Here is a 17,347-nt window from a genome sequence, read left to right on the forward strand (position 1 = left end):
TCCCACATGGCTTACAGCTTTTCCCAAACCTCAAAGCTGTAGGCCGGCTTGTCACCCTCGGCCGGGTTCGGCTGGTTCGATACCTGTTTCCACTGGCTCGAATCGAACGCCGGAAACCAGGCATCGCCATCCGGGCTCAGCGCCACACGGGTCAGGTACAGTCGGTCCGCCTGCTCCAGGGCCTGGGCGTACAGCTGGGCGCCGCCGATCAACATCAGTTCGTCGACACCCTGCTGCAACGCCCACGCCTCGGCCCGTTCCACCGCTGCCTCCAGCGTGGAAAAGACTTCCGCGCCCTCCAGCAAGAGGCCAGGCTGACGACTGACCACGATGTTCAAGCGCCCCGGCAGCGGCCTCCCCAGGGAGTCCCAGGTCTTGCGGCCCATGATGATGGGCTTGCCCAAGGTGGTAGCCTTGAAGTATTTAAAGTCCCCCGGCAAGTGCCAGGGCATGCTGTTGTCGACGCCGATCACACGGTTTTCACCGAGGGCTGCGATCAGGCTTAAAGGGAGTGTTTTTTTCATGCCGGCGAGGATACCAGAGGCCACAGCGGTTATGCTCAACCCTCATTTGCGACGGAAGCGCCTGTGTCTGAGCCTCTGACTGAACTGTACGACCTCTGGTTGACCGAGACGGTACGTCTGCGTGAAGAACACGCCGGCCCGCTCGAAGATCAGGAGGCCAATCGCCTGGCCCGCGCGGCGGGTGGCGATTTATCCAGCCGTATCCGTCACCGCGCCCGCTGGCTGGCCGAGCGCGACGGGCTCAGCCAGGCCTTGCATCACTGGCTGCAAGGGGCGCGCCTGGCGCTGATCATAATGGCTGTACTCGCCATCATCAGTGGCGCTGGCCTGGGCTTTGCCGCACTCGGCGACGGACGCACGCCGGTCAATGTGTTCTGGGCCCTGGGCAGCCTGTTGGCGTTGAACCTGATCTTGCTTATCGGCTGGGCCCTGGGCCTGATCTTTGCGGGTGAGCAAGGTGCAGCGCTGGGGCGCCTGTGGTTGTGGCTCAGCGAAAAACTCGCCCGCGATGCCAAGGCTGCGCAACTGGCGCCAGCCCTGCTGCTGTTATTGCAACGACACAAGCTCAATCGCTGGGCGCTCGGTGCGCTGGTCAATGGTTTGTGGTTGCTGGCGATGCTCAGCGCGCTGGTCATCGTACTGATGCTGATGGCCACCCGGCGCTACGGTTTTGTATGGGAAACCACCATTCTCGGCGGTGAGACCTTTGTCGTCATGACCCAGGCCCTCGGCGCCCTGCCCGCCCTACTGGGTTTGAGCGGGCCAACCGAAGAGATGATTCGCGCCAGTGGCGACGCCGCGCTGAATATCGAAAGCGCCCGCCAGGCCTGGGCCGCTTGGCTGGTGGGCGTGACGCTGGTCTACGGCGTGTTGCCGCGCCTGTGTCTGGCGCTGGTGTGCCTGTGGCGCTGGCGTCGCGGCCGCGCCACGCTGCGCCTGGACTTGAACCTGCCAGGTTATGCCCAACTGCGGGAGCGGCTAATGCCCAGTAGCGAGCGCCTGGGCATCAGCGATGCCGCGCCCGCGCAATTGCATCAAATTGAAAGTGACGTTGGCGCGCTGCAAAGCGACGGTGCGCTGCTGGTGGCGATCGAACTGGACGACCGGCCTTGGCCACCGAAACTGCCAGGCACGGTGAAAAACGCCGGAGTGCTCGACAGCCGCGAATCGCGCCACAAACTCCTCGAACAATTGTCACGCTTTCCTCCCGCGCGCCTGGCGATTGCCTGCGACCCACGACGCTCACCGGATCGTGGCAGCCTGGCGCTGATCGCCGAGCTGGCCCGCAGCGCCAGCGCCACCCGCATCTGGTTGTTGCAGGCACCGCCCGGACAAGCGCTGGACGCTGAACGCCTGGGCGATTGGCACAACGCGCTGCAACAGTTGCAATTGCCCTTCGCGGACTCCGCGCCTTTGAACTGGCTGGAGACCGGCCATGACTGAACCCACCAAGCCGCTGAAGCTGGCCGTGGTTGGCCACACCAATGTGGGCAAAACCTCCTTGCTGCGCACACTGACCCGGGACGTCGGCTTCGGCGAAGTGTCCCACCGCCCCAGCACAACCCGACACGTCGAGGGCGCGCGCCTGTCGGTGGACGGCGAAGCGTTGCTGGAGCTGTACGACACGCCGGGCCTGGAAGACGCCATCGCCCTGCTTGACTACCTCGAACGCTTGGAGCGCCCCGGTGAGCGCTTGGACGGGCCGGCACGCCTGGCGCGATTCCTGGACGGCAGCGAGGCACGACAACGCTTCGAACAGGAAGCCAAAGTGCTGCGACAATTGCTCGCCAGCGATGCCGGACTCTATGTGATCGATGCGCGAGAGCCGGTGCTGGCCAAGTACCGGGATGAGCTTCAAGTGCTCGCCAGTTGCGGCAAACCGCTGCTGCCAGTGTTGAATTTCGTCAGCAGCGCCAACCACCGCGAGCCCGACTGGCGCGAAGCCCTGGCACGGTTGGGGCTGCACGCTCTGGTGCGTTTCGACAGCGTCGCTCCGCCCGAGGATGGCGAGCGACGCCTGTATGAAAGCCTCGCGCTGTTGCTGGAAAGCGCCCGTGGGCAACTGGAACGACTGGTCGCCGATCAACAGGCCCAACGCCTGGCCCGTCAGCAGAGCGCGCAGCGCTTGATCGCCGAACTGCTGATCGATTGCGCCGCTTGCCGACGCAGCGTAGCCAGCGATGCCGAGCTGGAACGACAGGCCATCAGCGAGCTGCGCAACGCCGTGCGTCAACGGGAGCAGCGCTGCGTCGAAGCCTTGCTCAAGCTCTACGCCTTCCGTCCCCAGGACGCCGCGGCCAGCGATTTGCCTCTACTTGACGGCCGCTGGGGCGATGACCTGTTCAATCCCGACACCCTCAAACAGCTGGGTGTACGTGTGGGTGGTGGGATCGCCGCGGGCGCAGCGGCCGGTGCCGGCGTGGATTTGCTGGTGGGCGGTCTGACCCTCGGCGCCGCCGCCCTGGCCGGCGCCATTGCCGGTGGCGCCCTGCAAACCGCCCGCAGCTACGGGAACAGGTTGATGGGCAAGCTCAAGGGCCAGCGGGAGCTGACAGTGGACGACAGTGTGCTACGCCTGTTGGCCCTGCGCCAACGGCAACTGTTGCAAGCCCTCAACCAGCGCGGCCATGCGGCAATGGACAGCATCCACATCGCCACACCCCAGGATAAAACCTGGCGCGAGGGCAAACTGCCCGAAGCGCTGAACAAGGCCAGAGCGTACCCGCAATGGTCGTCGCTTAATCCGCAGGCGCGGTTGAGCCAATCGGAACGCCAGGAACAGATCGAGCAGCTGGCTGAGCAGCTCTAGATGACACAACCCCTGTGGCAAGGGGATTTGTGGGAGCAAGGCTTGCCCGCGATGAGAGCGTCGCTACCGGTGCTTATTCGTCGGTCAAGGCCCTGAGCGCCGCCGCAGCTTCTGCCAATTCCAACTCACTGAACACTTGCACCCCATGACGTTTGAGCAAGGCCGCCGTCACGCCTTCGCCAGGCACTTTCACGCCGCTGAACGTGCCGTCGTAGGTCAACAGATTGCCGCACGACGGGCTGTTGGCCTTGAGCACGGCGATACGGATAGCGTGTTCGCGCACCCGCTCCAGCGCTTGATACGCGCCGGACAGAAACTGTTCACTGAGGTCTTCACCCTCGGTGGTGATCACCGTCGCCTGGCCGTCGAGCACCTGCGTGCCTTGCCCACCGGGAATTTCTGCCGCCGCCCGAGGCGTGGGCAAGCCGCCGGCGACTTCCGGGCACAGCGGCACGACCCGACCTTCGTCGAGCCAACGTTGAAGCTGATCGAACGGGCCACTGGCACCGCCGTCGTAGCGCACGCGATGTCCGAGCAGGCAGCGGCTGACGAGGATCTTTTCCATGCTCAGAACACCTCGGTGCCGCGGCGCCGGAACCAGCCGGTCAAGGACAGGCGATCTCGCGCCGCCGGCAGGACTTCATGGGGGATGTCCCCCGACAGGAACACCACCAGACAACCGCCGGTGGGCACCACGTCGTGCTCCACGCCATCGTCCAGGTACATGCGTAACTGGCCGCCATGCTCCGGCAACCAGGCGTCGTTGAGGTAAAGCACCGCCGACACCATGCGTCGATCGTCATCGCGAAAGCGGTCGACGTGCTTGAGGTAGAAGGCGCCAGGAGGGTACAGCGCGAAGTGGCTTTCGAAATCCTCCAGCCCCAGGAACAACCCGCGATTGATCGCCTCCCGCAAGCTGTCCATCAAGCCCAGGTAACGGTCGCACGCTTGCGCCTGACCGGGCTCGATCCATTGGATACGATCACCCCGAATCCCTTCACGAATCTCCGAAAACGGCCCGCGCCCGACCGCCGCCGGGGCCAGTTCGCCTTCGGCGGCGCGCTGGCGACATTCGGCTGCCAGGGCGCGGGTCAGCGCGTCCGGCAGGAAGATATTCTGCTGCGACCAGCCGCGCTCGGCCAGGTCGTCGACGATACGTAACAGCAGTGGGTGATCAGAAGGTATTTGCATGGCGCGCATAGTATTCCTGTGCCTGCAAAACCGACAGCGCCGCGCAGCGGGTTTGTCACGCCTGATGGCGCAGGCGCAGGAACTTGATACGAATTCTCGACAAGTCCCCACACCCCACGGAGAATAGTCGGCTGCTGACAGGAGTCCCTATGCGCCGTTTGCTTTTCTCATTGTTGATGTTCTGTGCGTTGCCCACCTGGGCAGACAGCTACGACCAGTTGTACAAGGTCGCCGGCTGGCCGGAACAACGGGCGCATTTCAATGACGCCTTGAGCGCCGCGCAGCAGCGTTACCAGAGCAGCCTGCCACCGGCAGTGTTCCAGGCACTGGTCAACAACAGCAATCAACGCTTTGCCCCCCAGGCCATGGACCAGCGGGCCGAGGCGCAATTGCGCAAGAACCTCACCGACCCAGCCCCGGCCCTGAGTTTTTTTCAGTCGCCCCTGGGCCGCAAAGTCGTGGCAGCCGAGCTGCTGGCGACCCGTCGCGACCAATTGGCGAAGAACGCCAAGGGCCTGCCGAAGATGCAAGTCAGTGACAACCGCCTATTGATCATCGGCCATCTGGCCCAGTCCCTGCCCGCCCGCGAGGCCGGCGCCGAAGTCAGCCTGGCGATCGCCGGCGTGGCGGCGGACAGCCTGAGCTCGATGATCCCCGGCCTGCTGGGTGCTGGCCAGGCCCAGGGCATGCTGAACGGTCAGCGCCAGCGTCTGATGGAGCAGATCGGCGCGGACTTGAACAACACGCTGCTGTACGTCTACCGCGACCTGACGGACACCGAGCTGGAGGAGTTCGCCACCTTCGCCGAGTCGGCTGAGGGCCAGGCTTATTATCAAGCGGCCTTGGCAGCGATTCGGGCGGGGTTGGCGGTGGGGCAGACTCTCGGGCAATAGATAGATCTTCAGCGCCCCTGACACCGTTATCGCGAGCAGGCTCGCTCCCACAGGGTGTTTGAGTGAACTCAGATTTTGTGATCGTCGAAAAACCAGTGTGGGAGCGAGCCTGCTCGCGATAGCAATAGCCCGGTCAGCGCCGAACCCGGCTCATCCGCTTCGTCAGAAATCCAAACATCTCCTGCCGCATCGCCAGCGCCTCATTCGCCAGGTGATGCCGACCTTCGGGCAACATCAGAACCTGGGGCCGATCGAACTTGCTGCGCAACACTTGCAGGTTATGCGCCCAATCCACCGTCATGTCCGCCTGGCCCTGCACGATCAAGGGCTGGCGCGGGCTGCTCGGGGCGACTTCGATACGCTTGATCCATTGCCCCAACGCTCCGACCCACGCGGTGGGCAGGCGCAGCGGTTGCAACGGGTCGGCTTGCAGGAATGGCAGGAAGTCCGGGTCGGTAGAGTTCTCGCTGAAACGTCGGGCGATGCCGGTTACAAAGGGTTTGAGCAAGTAGTAACTCAGGCGCGACCAGCCCCAGGCCCGCGGCCGCACCAAGGGCGACAGCAGTATGACCTGACCTTGGGCCGGGCTGTGCTGGCCCTGGTTGAGCACGTGATCAACCACGATGGCCCCTCCGGTGCTTTGTCCGCACAGATGCCAGGGTTGCGGCAGTTCCAGCGTCCCGGCCTCGGTCAGCAGGCCTTGCAACGTGGCCTGGTACTCGGCGAAATCACCGATGCTGGCGCGTTCGCCACTGGACAGGCCGTGGCCCGGCAGGTCGCAGGCGATCACGGCGAATTTCTGCTCCAGCGCCCACTCGATCAAGTGCCGGTACAACCCCATATGGTCGTAATAGCCGTGGAACAGAAACAGCGTCGCTAGCGCTTTTTCCGGCCACCAGACCTGACCGACCAACTCATATCCGTCTATCTCGAAACGCCCCAGGCCCTTGCGCAACGTGCGGTGGGGGAAATCCAGGCCGTAGAACCGCTGATAAGCCAGCGCCTGCGCAGACAGCGGCTGCCACTGAGCCAAAGGTTGCAGGCTGGCACGCAGGTGATCGGGGTCGAAACTGACGGGCATAGGATTTCCACATAAAAGCGCAACGCGCGAAACAGACTTTGTAGGCCTGCGATATTCATCTGTCGCGCCAGGCATGGCAAGCTACGCGGCCTCAGAGGATCGACTCCATGCGCCCGTCCCACCGAACGACCTTGCTTGCCAGCTTGCTTGCCCTCGGGTGCGCCGCCGTGTTGTGGATCGCCTACGACTGGTTTCAGGGCCGCTTTCTGCGAGCGTTCAGTGAACACACGGCGGTATTTTCCGGCGACCCTTTGCGCCTCCCCCCCGGCCTGGCCGGCCCTGGCCCGATCCGTCTGGTGCATTTCTGGGATCCCGCCTGCCCATGCAACGTCGGCAACCAACAGCACCTTTCCGAGCTGGTGGAGAAATACGCCCCTCAAGGTGTCGAGTTTTATGCAGTCCAAAAAACCGGCAGTCAGGGCCAATTGCCGACCACGCTGAGCAGCCTCAAACCGCTTTCGGTGCTCCCCGGCTCAAGCCAGATTCCCGCCAGTCCGGCAGTAGCGATCTGGGATCGCAGCGGCAAACTGGCGTACTTCGGCCCCTACAGCGAAGGCCTGACCTGCAATTCGAGCAACAGCTTCATCGAGCCGATTCTCGAGGCCCTGAGCAGCGGCCGGGCGGTGAATGCGACCCACACGCTGGCGGTAGGGTGTTATTGCCCGTGGGGGCAGGACACATCCGCCAAAGAATAGGCCGCAGGGAAAACCCCCCAAGCAAGGATACGCAGACACCCGGCGGCATGTTAAACATGGGAATAAACAGCGAAACCATGGGACCGCTGTCACTCAATAAGGATTTAGCATGAAACGCACCCTCATCGCCTTCCTGTCATTGGTCGTCACCGCCATCATCGTCGCGGGCGGCTACCTCTACAGCAAGCAGCCCACCCGCCAGGGCACGGTGCAGCTGCAAGGTCTGCAAGGCTCGGTGACCGTGCGCTACGACGAACGCGGCGTGCCGCATATCCGTGCTGAAAACGAAACCGACCTGTACCGCGCCCTGGGTTATGTCCATGCCCAGGACCGGCTGTTTCAAATGGAGATCATGCGCCGCCTCGCCCGTGGCGAACTGGCCGAGGTACTCGGGCCGAAGCTGCTCGACACCGACAAACTGATGCGCAGCCTGCGCATTCGCGAACGCGCCGCGACCTATCTGACGGAACAGGACCCACAGTCCCCGGCCTGGATCGCGATGCAGGCGTACCTGGATGGCATCAACCGCTACCAGGAAACCCACGCCAGACCGGTGGAGTTCGATGTGCTGGGCATCCCCAAGCGTCCTTTCACCGCAGAGGACACCGTGAGCATTGCCGGCTACATGGCCTACAGCTTTGCGGCCGCGTTTCGCACCGAGCCGCTTTTGACTTACGTGCGCGATCAACTGGGCAGCGACTACCTGAACATTTTCGACCTCGACTGGCAGCCCAATGGCGTGCTGGCCGAGACTCGCAAGAGCGGCCTGCCCCTGGCCGCCGCCGACTGGAAAGACCTCAACGCCCTGGCCCGTCTCAGTGAACAGGCCCTGGCCGAAAACGGCCTGCCGCAGTTCGAAGGCAGCAACGCCTGGGCGGTCTCCGGCAGCCGCACCCACAGCGGCAAACCGTTGCTGGCGGGCGACCCGCATATTCGCTTTTCCGCGCCGTCGGTGTGGTACGAGGCGCACCTGTCGGCCCCGGGTTTCGAGCTTTACGGGCATTACCAGGCGCTGATGCCCTTTGCGACGCTGGGCATGAACAAGGATTTCGGCTGGAGCGTCACGATGTTCCAGAACGACGACCTGGACCTGATCGTCGAACGGGTCAACCCGGATAATCCCGAGCAGGTCTGGTATCGCGACCAATGGGTGGACATGACCCGCAGCGAACAACAGATCGCAGTCAAGGGCCAGGCGCCGGTGACGCTGCAGCTGCGCCAGTCGCCCCATGGTCCGATCGTCAACGACGCCCTCGGCGCCCACGCCGGCAAGACCCCCATCGCCATGTGGTGGGGGTTCCTGGAAAGCCGCAACCCGATCCTCGAAGCCTTCTACCAGCTCAATCGCGCCGACACCCTGACCAAGGCTCGCAGCGCGTCAGCCAAGATCCACGCGCCAGGGCTGAATGTGGTGTGGGCCAACGCCAAGGGCGATATCGGCTGGTGGGCCGCGGCGCAATTGCCCAAGCGGCCGGCCGGCGTGAAGCCCGGTTTCATGCTCGATGGCGGCAGCGCAGAGGCGCAGAAGGAGGGTTTCTACCCCTTCAGCAGCAACCCCCAGGAAGAAAACCCGGCGCGAGGCTACATCGTGTCCGCCAATTTCCAGCCGGTATCGGCCAGCGGCATGGAAATTCCGGGTTATTACAACCTTGCCGACCGCGGCCAGAAACTCAACCTCCAACTGGGCGACAAACAGGCCAAGTGGGACATCGACACCACCCGTGAACTGCAACTGGGCACCACCACCCCCTACGGCCGGCGCTTGCTCGCGCCTTTGCTACCGGTGCTGCGTAACGAGGTCAGCGACCCCCAGGAACGCAAATGGGTGGAGCAACTGGCCCAATGGCAGGGCGACTATCCGCTGGGCTCCATCAGCGCCACACTGTTCAACCAGTTCCTCTTCAACCTGGCCGACGCCGCGCTGCACGATGAATTGGGCGACGAGCTCTTCGAAACCGCGCTGTCGACCCGAGTGATCGACGCCGCGCTGCCACGCCTGGCGGCATCAGAGGTTTCACCCTGGTGGGACGATCGCACCACCCCGGGCAAGGAGACCCGTGTCGACACGGTGATGAGCGCTTGGGGCAAGAGCCTGGCGCACCTCAAGGCCACCCTCGGTGACGATGCCAGCCAATGGCAATGGGGCAAGGCGCACACCCTCACCCATGGTCATCCACTGGGCCTGCAAAAGCCGCTGGACCGGATCTTCAACGTCGGCCCCTTTGCTGCACCCGGCACCCATGAAGTGCCCAATAACCTCTCGGCCAAAATCGGCCCGGCGCCCTGGCCAGTGACCTATGGCCCTTCCACCCGGCGCATCATCGATTTCGCCGATCCGGCCCACAGCGTCACCGTCAACCCCGTCGGCCAAAGCGGCGTGCCGTTCGACCCGCATTACGCGGATCAGGCCGAGTCTTACATCGAAGGGCTGTACTACCAGGCGCATCTGGCCGAAATAGAAGTGATGGCCAATACCCGCAGCACCTTGAAGCTGCTGCCGGTCGGGGCCGAACCCTGAGCCCAATGACGGGCAACGCTTTTCATCAATTAACAGGCTTGGGCGTTATTTATGGTCAAGACTGGAAGGGTTTAACAACTACCCCTCTTTATGGAGTCAACCCCATGTTCATCAACTGGTCCGAACTGCTGCCCACCATCAAAAGTGCCTTCGGCGCCCTGGGCAAAAGCAATCCGAAAATGGTCAAGGCCTACATGGCCCTGGATGAAGCCGCGGCCGATAACAACGTGCTGGATGCCAAGACCCGGGAGCTGATCTCCATCGCCGTGGCGATCACGACCCGCTGTGACGGCTGCATCGGCGTGCATACCGATGCGGCCATCAAGGCCGGCGCCACCCGCGAAGAAATCGCCGCCACCCTGGCCACTGCGGTTTCGCTGAATGCCGGCGCGGCGTATATCTACTCCCTGCGGGCGCTGGAAGCGCATGATGCGTTGAAGAAGTGAGAGGCGATCACTGAGATCTTCATTGACTGCTACGCCGCTATCGCGAGCAGGCTCGCTCCCACATTGGACTTGGGCCTGCCCCCGGATTTGTGAGCAACAAAAAGACCTGTGGGAGCCTCGCTGTCCCTGGAAAGGATGGCTAAATAAACCATCCAAGACAGTTGCTCCCACAGTGACTCGTCCGGTCAGACCGGCGCGGCTGCCCGGTGCGGGTCTGGCTGTTTCCAGGAGTCGGCGGCGCTTTCTTCGATAGCTTGCTGGATCGCCCGCTTGCGGTTTTCTTCGGCGCGGCGGCTGAAGTACCAGACCAGGAAAGTCACCAACGATACGGCCAGCAGGATCAGGCTCGCCACGGCATTGATTTCCGGTTTGACCCCCAGGCGTACCGCCGAGAACACTTCCATCGGCAAGGTTGTCGAGCCCGGGCCGGAGACGAAACTCGCCAGCACCAGATCGTCCAGCGACAAGGCGAACGACATCATGCCCCCCGCCGCCAGCGATGGCGCGATCATCGGGATGGTGATCAGGAAGAACACCTTCCACGGCCGCGCCCCCAGGTCCATGGCCGCTTCTTCGATGGACAGGTCCAGTTCACGCAAGCGTGCCGAGACCACCACCGCCACATAGGCCGAGCAGAACGTGGTGTGGGCGATCCAGATCGTGACCAAGCCACGCTCCTGGGGCCAGCCGATCATCTGCGCCATCGCCACGAACAGCAGCAACAACGACAGACCGGTGATCACTTCCGGCATCACCAGTGGTGCGGTGACCAGGCCGCCGAACAGCGTGCGGCCCTTGAAATGAGTAATACGGGTCAACACGAAGGCCGCCAGTGTACCCAGGGCCACCGCGGCGATCGCCGTATAGCAGGCGATTTCCAGCGAGCGCACCACCGAGCCCATCAACTGGCTGTTGTCCAGCAGACCGACGTACCACTTGATCGACCAGCCGCCCCACACCGTCACCAGTTTCGAAGCGTTGAAGGAGTAAATCACCAGGATCAGCATTGGCGCATAGATGAACAGCAGACCCAGCACCAGCATCAGGCTTGAAAAACTGAAGCGCTTCATTCCTTGCCCTCCATTTCTTTGGCCTGACTGCGGTTGAACAGGATGATGGGCACGATCAGGATCGCCAGCATCACCACTGCCAGCGCGGACGCCACCGGCCAGTCACGGTTGTTGAAGAATTCCTGCCACAGCACTTTGCCGATCATCAGGGTTTCCGGGCCACCCAGCAGTTCCGGGATCACGAACTCGCCCACCACCGGGATGAATACCAGCATGCAGCCGGCGATGATGCCGTTCTTGGACAGCGGCACGGTGATTTTCCAGAAACTGTTGAAGGTGCTCGACCCCAGGTCGGACGCCGCTTCCAGCAGGCTCGGGTCATGCTTCACCAGGTTGGCGTAGAGCGGCAGGATCATGAACGGCAGGTACGAGTAGACGATGCCGATGTAGACCGCCAGGTTGGTGTTGAGGATCTGCAGCGGTTCGCTGATCCAGCCCATGCTCATCAAAAAGCCGTTGAGCAGACCGTTGTTGCTGAGGATGCCCATCCACGCATAGACGCGGATCAGGATCGCGGTCCAGGTCGGCATCATGATCAGCAGCAGGAGCACCGTTTGCAGGTCCGGGCGGGCCTTGGCGATGGCGTAGGCCATCGGGTAGCCGATCAGCAGGCACAAGACGGTGCTGATCAGGGCCATCTTCAGCGAGCCGAGGTAGGCGGCGATGTACAGATCATCTTCGCTGAGCAGCACATAGTTACTGAAGTTGAGCAGCACCTGCAGCTTCTGGTCGATGTAGCTGTAGATCTCGGTGTACGGCGGAATGGCCACGTCGGCTTCGGCAAAACTGATCTTCAGGACGATGAAGAACGGCAGCATGAAGAACAGGAACAGCCAGATGAAAGGCACCCCGATGACCAGTTGACGGCCACCGGGCGTTATTCGGTCGAGTCGGCGTTTGAATTTGCGCATGTTCATGAGCGAAGCACCACGCCGCTGTCGTCTTCCCACCACACGAATACCTGGTCGCCCCAGGTCGGACGCTGACCCCGGCGCTCGGCGTTGGCGACAAAGGACTGCACCAGCTTGCCGCTCGGCAATTCGACGTAGAACACCGAATGGCCGCCCAGGTAGGCGATGTCATGGACCTTGCCGCTGGACCAGTTGTGCTCGCAGTCCGGCTGCTCGGCGGTGACCAGCAGTTTTTCCGGGCGGATGGCGTAGGTGACCGATTTGTCCTGCACCGAGGTACTGATGCCGTGGCCCACGTAGATGTTGCGGTCCAGGTCCTTGCAAGTCAGCACCGCGTGGCCTTCGGCGTCGTCCACCACTTCGGTCTCGAAGATGTTGACGTTGCCAATGAACTCACAGACCAGCCGGCTGGTGGGGGTTTCGTAGATGTCGATCGGGCTGCCGATCTGGGCGATCCAGCCCAGGTGCATGATCGCGATGCGCTCGGCCATGGTCATGGCCTCTTCCTGATCGTGGGTCACCATGACGCAGGTTACGCCAACCCGCTCGATGATCTCGACCAGCTCAAGCTGCATCTGCGAGCGCAGCTTCTTGTCCAAGGCACCCATCGGTTCGTCGAGCAGCAACAGCTTGGGCCGCTTGGCCAAGGAACGGGCCAGGGCCACACGTTGACGCTGGCCGCCGGAGAGCTGATGCGGCTTGCGCTTGGCGTACTGGCTCATCTGCACCAGCTTGAGCATTTCGGCCACGCGGGCGTCGATCTCGGCTTTCGGGATTTTGTCCTGCTGCAGGCCGAAAGCAATGTTCTGCGCCACGGTCATGTGGGGGAACAAGGCGTAGGACTGGAACATCATGTTGATCGGCCGCTCATAGGGCGGCATGTCGGTGATGTCTACACCGTCGAGGAAAATGCGCCCCTCCGTGGGCCGTTCGAAACCCGCCAGCATGCGGAGCAAGGTGGATTTGCCCGATCCCGAGCCGCCGAGCAGGGCGAAGATTTCGCCTTTCTTGATTTCCAGGGACACATCGTCCACGGCAATCGTCTCGTCGAACTTTTTCGTGACCCGGTCGATTTTGACCAACACCTGCTTGGGTGTCTGGTCGCCCTCGAGGGCTTTCTTATAGGCGCCGGAGGCAACTGCCATTTACGAAACTCCCACAAAATTTGCAGCTCGCCCTGCGCGGACGAGCCTTGGAATAGTTAAAGCGCTTGACGCTATTTGCCTGACTTGACCCTGGTCCAGCTGCGGGTCATGACGCGCTGGATCTTGGGCGGCAGCTCGGAGTTGACGTACAGCTTGTCAATGACCGCTTGCGGTGGGTAAACCGCTTCGTCGGTGCGCACTTGCTGGTCCATCAACTCGCCGGCCTTGGGATTGGGGTTCGCATAGCCGACGGCGTCACTGACTTGGGCGATCACCTCAGGCTTGAGCAAATAGTTGATGAAGGCGTGGGCTTCTTTGACGTTGGAGGAATCGCGCGGGATCGCCAGCATGTCGAACCAGAGGTTGGCGCCTTCCTTGGGAATCACATAAGCGATCTCGATGCCCTTTTTCGCTTCTTCAGCACGTTCGCGGGCTTGGAAGATGTCACCGGAGAAACCGGCAGCCACGCAGATCTCGCCATTGGCCAGATCGGAGATGTATTTGGAAGAGTTGAAGTAGGTGACGTAAGGCCGGATCTTGAGAAGTTGAGCCTCGGCCTTCTTGTAGTCTTCAGGGTTCTGGCTGTTGGGGTCCAGGCCCAGGTAATTGAGCATCGCCGGGATCATCTCGTCGCCCGAATCGAGGAACGAAACGCCACAGCTGGAGAGTTTCTTGATGTTTTCCGGTTCGAACAGCATGGCCCACGAGTCGATCTTGTCGACGCCCAGCGCAGCCTTGACCTTCTCGACGTTGTAGCCGATGCCGTTGGTGCCCCACAGATAAGGCACGGCGTACTGATTGCCCGGATCATTCTTTTCCAGGCGCTTGAGCAGCACCGGGTCCAGGTTGGCGTAGTTGCTCAACTGCGACTTGTCGAGTTTCTGGAACGCCCCGGCCTTGATCTGCTTGCCCAGAAAATGGTTGGACGGCACGACCACGTCGTAGCCGGTACGACCGGCCAGCAGTTTTCCTTCCAGGGTTTCGTTGGAGTCGAAGACGTCGTACACCGGTTTGATCCCCGTGGCCTTTTCAAAGTCCGCCAGGGTGGTCTCGCCGATATAATCCGACCAGTTATAAATATGCACGGTGGAGGCAGCCTGGACGCTGACGGCAAGCGTCAGTCCGGCACCGATCAGCATGGCATTGCGTAACAAAGAAAAAACAGGCACGTGGAGGTCCTCTTAAATAGTTGGGCCCAAGTTGCCCCCGTTACCTGGCAGCGATGTGCCCTGCAACAAAACCGGCGCGCAACTTACCCTCGATAAACCGATCCAGCAAAACTTTTAGTCATTTAATTATTCCCGTTGCCGCCGCCGCGATGCCGACGACAACAGGAAGATGCCTCAGACCGGCTTATTTGCCAGACTTGATCTTGGTCCAGCTGCGGGTGATCAGACGCAACGTGCCGGCATCCAGATCACTGATTGCATACAGCTGCTTCTTCACTTCGTCAGACGGGTAGATGCTCGGATCGCTGGTGATGTCCTTGTCCACCAGTGGCGTGGCCGCCTTGTTGCCGTTCGGGAAACGTACGGCGTTGGTGATTTCAGCCATGATCTGCGGCTGCATCAGGAAGTTCATGAACTTGTAGGCGGATTCGACGTTCTCGGCGTCCTTGGGAATGGCGACCATGTCGTAGAAAGTGCCGGCGCCTTCTTTTGGAATGACGTAGCTGAGCTTGACCTTGTCTCCCGCTTCCTTGGCGCGCTCCTTGGACTGCTCCAGGTCGCCGGAGTAGCCCACGGCCACGCAGATGTTGCCGTTGGCCAGGTCCGAGATGTATTTGGAAGAGTGGAAATAGGCAACCGAAGGACGAATCTTCAGGAACAGGTCTTCAGCGGCCTTCAGGTCAGCCTTGTCCTTGCTGTCGGTCGGCTTGCCCAGGTAATGCAGTGCCGCCGGGATCATCTCGGTCGGTGCATCGAGGAAGCTCACGCCGCAGCTCTTGAGCTTGGCCATGTTTTCCGGTTTGAACACCACGTCCCACGAATCGATCTTGTCGATACCCAGTGCGGCCTTGACCTTCTCCGGGTTGTAGCCAATACCGATGGAGCCCCACATGTAGGGGAAGGCATATTTGTTGCCCTTGTCGCTGGCATCGCCCACGGCCTTGAGCAGGTCGGTGTCCAGGTTCTTCCAGTCCGGCAGCTTGGACTTGTCCAGCTCCTGGTAAACACCGGCCTTGATCTGCTTGGCCAGGAAGTTGTTCGACGGCACCACGATGTCATAGCCGGACTTGCCCGCCAGCAACTTGGCTTCCAGGGTCTCGTTGCTGTCGAACACGTCGTAGACGACCTTGATCCCCGTCTCTTTCTCGAACTTGGCGACCGTGTCCGGTGCAATGTAATCGGACCAGTTATAGACGTGCAGCACTTTGTCGTCCGCCTGAACAGCACTCGCCATCACGCCCGTCAGGGACATGGCGAGGAGGGTCTTGCCAGCCATCTTCATACCTAATGTCTTCATGCCTAATGCCTTCATGAAAAATGCTCCAGTTATTCTTCTTAGCCGTCGTTCAGTAGCCGGCTCGCGGGCAACTTGAACAGCCGGTAGTCTGGCAAGTTACAGGCCAGCCTTTCAACAAAAGCCCAGCCTTTTGTTTACGCTGGACGAGGCCCGTACGGGCGCCTCGCTCAGAGCCTAGCACTTAGCCTTGCAACGCACTGAGCGTCAGGTCCAGGCAGTGCCGCGCCTTGGCCACCAGCTCATCGATCTCGGCCTTGCTGATCACCAGCGGCGGCGCAATGATCATGGTGTCACCCACGGCGCGCATGATCAGCCCGTTATCAAAACAGAACTGCCGGCAGATCATGCCCACCCCCCTGCCTTCGTAGCGCTTGCGCGTGGCCTTGTCCTGAACCAGTTCGATCGCCCCCAGCAAGCCGACACCGCGTACCTCACCCACCAGCGGATGATCGTTCAGTTCCCGCAGGCGCTGTTGCAAATAGGGTGCCGTTTCGCCATGAACACGCTCGACGATCTTTTCGTCGCGCAGAATGCGGATGTTTTCCAAGGCCACCGCAGCGGCTACCGGGTGACCGGAATAGGTAAACCCGTGGTTGAAGTCGCCGCCTTCGTTGAGCACAGCCACGACATCGTCGCGCACGATCAGGCCGCCCATGGGGATGTAACCGGAGGTCAGGCCCTTGGCGATGGTCATCATGTGGGGTTTCAACCCGTAATGATCGGTACCGAACCACTCACCGGTGCGACCGAAACCACAGATCACTTCATCGGCCACGAACAGGATGTCGTACTTGGCGAGGATTTCCTTCATGCGCGGCCAGTAGCTGTCCGGCGGCACGATGACTCCGCCCGCGCCCTGGATCGGCTCGGCGATGAAGGCACCGACATTGTCCACGCCGATTTCCAGGATCTTTTCTTCCAGCTGGTTGGCCGCCCATACGCCGAACTCTTCCGGGCTCATGTCGCCGCCCTCGCCGAACCAGTACGGTTGGGCGATGTGGACAATGCCGGGGATCGGCAGGTCGCCCTGCTCGTGCATGTACGTCATGCCGCCCAGGCTCGCGCCGGCCACGGTCGAACCGTGATAACCGTTCTTGCGGCTGATGATGACTTTTTTGTTCGGCTGGCCCTTGATCGCCCAGTAGTGGCGGACCATGCGCAGCATGGTGTCGTTGCCTTCGGAGCCGGAGCCGGTGAAGAACACGTGGTTCATGCCTTCAGGGGCGATGTCGGCGATGGCTTTGGACAATTCCAGCACCGGCGGGTGAGCGGTCTGGAAGAACAGATTGTAGTACGGCAGCTCGCGCATCTGCTGGCTGGCGGCGTCGGCCAGTTCGTCGCGGCCGTAGCCGACGGCCACACACCAGAGGCCGGCCATGCCATCGAGGATCTTGTTGCCTTCACTGTCCCACAGGTAAACGCCCTTGGCGTGGGTGATGATGCGCGGGCCTTTCTCTTTGAGCTGCTTGAAGTCGCTGAATGGCGCCAGGTGGTGATCGTTGCTCAGGGCCTGCCATTTACGGGTTTGCGGATTGTTGCCGGTCATGCGAATTCTCCTTGTAGATCGGTGGGGACGGAACTGCCTGAAGCAGTCCCGT

The 17,347-nt window shown here is 61.7% G+C and carries 16 protein-coding genes; 6 read left to right on the forward strand and 10 right to left on the reverse strand.

Annotated elements, in window-relative coordinates; genetic code table 11:
* Positions 1-11 precede the first annotated feature (11 nt).
* Positions 12-524 carry a dihydrofolate reductase gene (locus MKS85_RS14875; RefSeq protein WP_188251417.1) on the reverse strand — a complete coding sequence of 171 codons (513 nt, stop codon included), beginning with the start codon at positions 522-524 and terminating at the stop codon, positions 12-14.
* Positions 525-599: 75 nt separating this feature from the next.
* On the opposite strand from MKS85_RS14875, the gene MKS85_RS14880 reads away from it, so the two are divergent.
* Both MKS85_RS14880 and MKS85_RS14885 read left to right on the forward strand, forming a co-directional pair.
* On the forward strand, positions 600-1,967 hold the full coding sequence (locus MKS85_RS14880; protein WP_188251479.1) for a DUF2868 domain-containing protein: 1,368 nt from the start codon (positions 600-602) through the stop codon (positions 1,965-1,967).
* Positions 1,960-3,333 carry a DUF3482 domain-containing protein gene (locus MKS85_RS14885; RefSeq protein WP_188251418.1) on the forward strand — a complete coding sequence of 458 codons (1,374 nt, stop codon included), beginning with the start codon at positions 1,960-1,962 and terminating at the stop codon, positions 3,331-3,333. The genes MKS85_RS14880 and MKS85_RS14885 overlap by 8 nt, the downstream gene beginning before the upstream one ends.
* 73 nt (positions 3,334-3,406) lie before the next feature.
* On the opposite strand, the gene MKS85_RS14890 is transcribed toward MKS85_RS14885, so the two are convergent.
* Complete coding sequence (locus MKS85_RS14890) at positions 3,407-3,898, reverse strand: DUF523 domain-containing protein (protein ID WP_188251419.1); 492 nt, start codon at positions 3,896-3,898, stop codon at positions 3,407-3,409.
* A gap of 2 nt (positions 3,899-3,900) precedes the next feature.
* Positions 3,901-4,533, reverse strand: a complete 633-nt coding sequence (locus tag MKS85_RS14895) for a 2OG-Fe(II) oxygenase (RefSeq protein WP_047226044.1) — start codon at positions 4,531-4,533, stop codon at positions 3,901-3,903.
* 140 nt (positions 4,534-4,673) lie between these two features.
* On the opposite strand from MKS85_RS14895, the gene MKS85_RS14900 reads away from it, so the two are divergent.
* Complete coding sequence (locus MKS85_RS14900; protein WP_188251420.1) at positions 4,674-5,417, forward strand: DUF2059 domain-containing protein; 744 nt, start codon at positions 4,674-4,676, stop codon at positions 5,415-5,417.
* A gap of 133 nt (positions 5,418-5,550) precedes the next feature.
* Here the strand turns inward: MKS85_RS14900 and MKS85_RS14905 are convergent, their stop codons facing one another.
* Complete coding sequence (locus tag MKS85_RS14905; RefSeq protein ID WP_047226046.1) at positions 5,551-6,498, reverse strand: alpha/beta hydrolase; 948 nt, start codon at positions 6,496-6,498, stop codon at positions 5,551-5,553.
* Between the two features lie 107 nt (positions 6,499-6,605).
* Here MKS85_RS14905 and MKS85_RS14910 point away from each other — a divergent pair, with 107 nt between their 5' ends.
* The 3 genes from MKS85_RS14910 to MKS85_RS14920 all read left to right on the forward strand — a co-directional run bounded on the left by MKS85_RS14910 (position 6,606) and on the right by MKS85_RS14920 (position 10,157).
* Positions 6,606-7,193 (forward strand): DUF6436 domain-containing protein, encoded by a 588-nt coding sequence (locus MKS85_RS14910; RefSeq protein ID WP_047226047.1) that lies wholly within the window; start codon positions 6,606-6,608, stop codon positions 7,191-7,193.
* A gap of 109 nt (positions 7,194-7,302) precedes the next feature.
* Positions 7,303-9,711, forward strand: coding sequence for a penicillin acylase family protein (locus MKS85_RS14915; RefSeq protein WP_188251421.1), 2,409 nt, complete (start codon positions 7,303-7,305; stop codon positions 9,709-9,711).
* Positions 9,712-9,815: 104 nt separating this feature from the next.
* Positions 9,816-10,157 (forward strand): carboxymuconolactone decarboxylase family protein, encoded by a 342-nt coding sequence (locus tag MKS85_RS14920; protein WP_047226049.1) that lies wholly within the window; start codon positions 9,816-9,818, stop codon positions 10,155-10,157.
* A 185-nt stretch (positions 10,158-10,342) separates the two neighbouring features.
* Here MKS85_RS14920 and MKS85_RS14925 read toward each other — a convergent pair whose 3' ends face one another.
* The 6 genes from MKS85_RS14925 to MKS85_RS14950 form a co-directional block, all read right to left on the reverse strand.
* A complete protein-coding gene (locus MKS85_RS14925) occupies positions 10,343-11,227 on the reverse strand; it encodes an ABC transporter permease subunit (RefSeq protein WP_188251422.1) in 885 nt (294 codons plus the stop codon).
* Positions 11,224-12,144 carry an ABC transporter permease subunit gene (locus tag MKS85_RS14930; protein ID WP_047226051.1) on the reverse strand — a complete coding sequence of 307 codons (921 nt, stop codon included), beginning with the start codon at positions 12,142-12,144 and terminating at the stop codon, positions 11,224-11,226. The genes MKS85_RS14925 and MKS85_RS14930 overlap by 4 nt, the downstream gene beginning before the upstream one ends.
* Positions 12,141-13,283, reverse strand: coding sequence for an ABC transporter ATP-binding protein (locus tag MKS85_RS14935; protein WP_047226052.1), 1,143 nt, complete (start codon positions 13,281-13,283; stop codon positions 12,141-12,143). Before MKS85_RS14935 ends, MKS85_RS14930 begins: the two co-directional genes overlap by 4 nt.
* 71 nt (positions 13,284-13,354) lie before the next feature.
* A complete protein-coding gene (locus MKS85_RS14940) occupies positions 13,355-14,422 on the reverse strand; it encodes a polyamine ABC transporter substrate-binding protein (protein WP_139049040.1) in 1,068 nt (355 codons plus the stop codon).
* A gap of 214 nt (positions 14,423-14,636) precedes the next feature.
* The gene (locus tag MKS85_RS14945; RefSeq protein WP_076386499.1) at positions 14,637-15,749 is read right to left on the reverse strand and encodes a polyamine ABC transporter substrate-binding protein; all 1,113 of its coding nucleotides are present in this window, start codon (positions 15,747-15,749) and stop codon (positions 14,637-14,639) included.
* A gap of 181 nt (positions 15,750-15,930) precedes the next feature.
* The gene (locus tag MKS85_RS14950; RefSeq protein WP_188251423.1) at positions 15,931-17,295 is read right to left on the reverse strand and encodes an aspartate aminotransferase family protein; all 1,365 of its coding nucleotides are present in this window, start codon (positions 17,293-17,295) and stop codon (positions 15,931-15,933) included.
* Positions 17,296-17,347: the final 52 nt, after the last annotated feature.

The sequence above is a fragment of the Pseudomonas sp. JL2 genome (genome assembly GCF_031570495.1).
GTDB classification, from domain to species: Bacteria; Pseudomonadota; Gammaproteobacteria; order Pseudomonadales; family Pseudomonadaceae; genus Aquipseudomonas; species Aquipseudomonas rhizophila.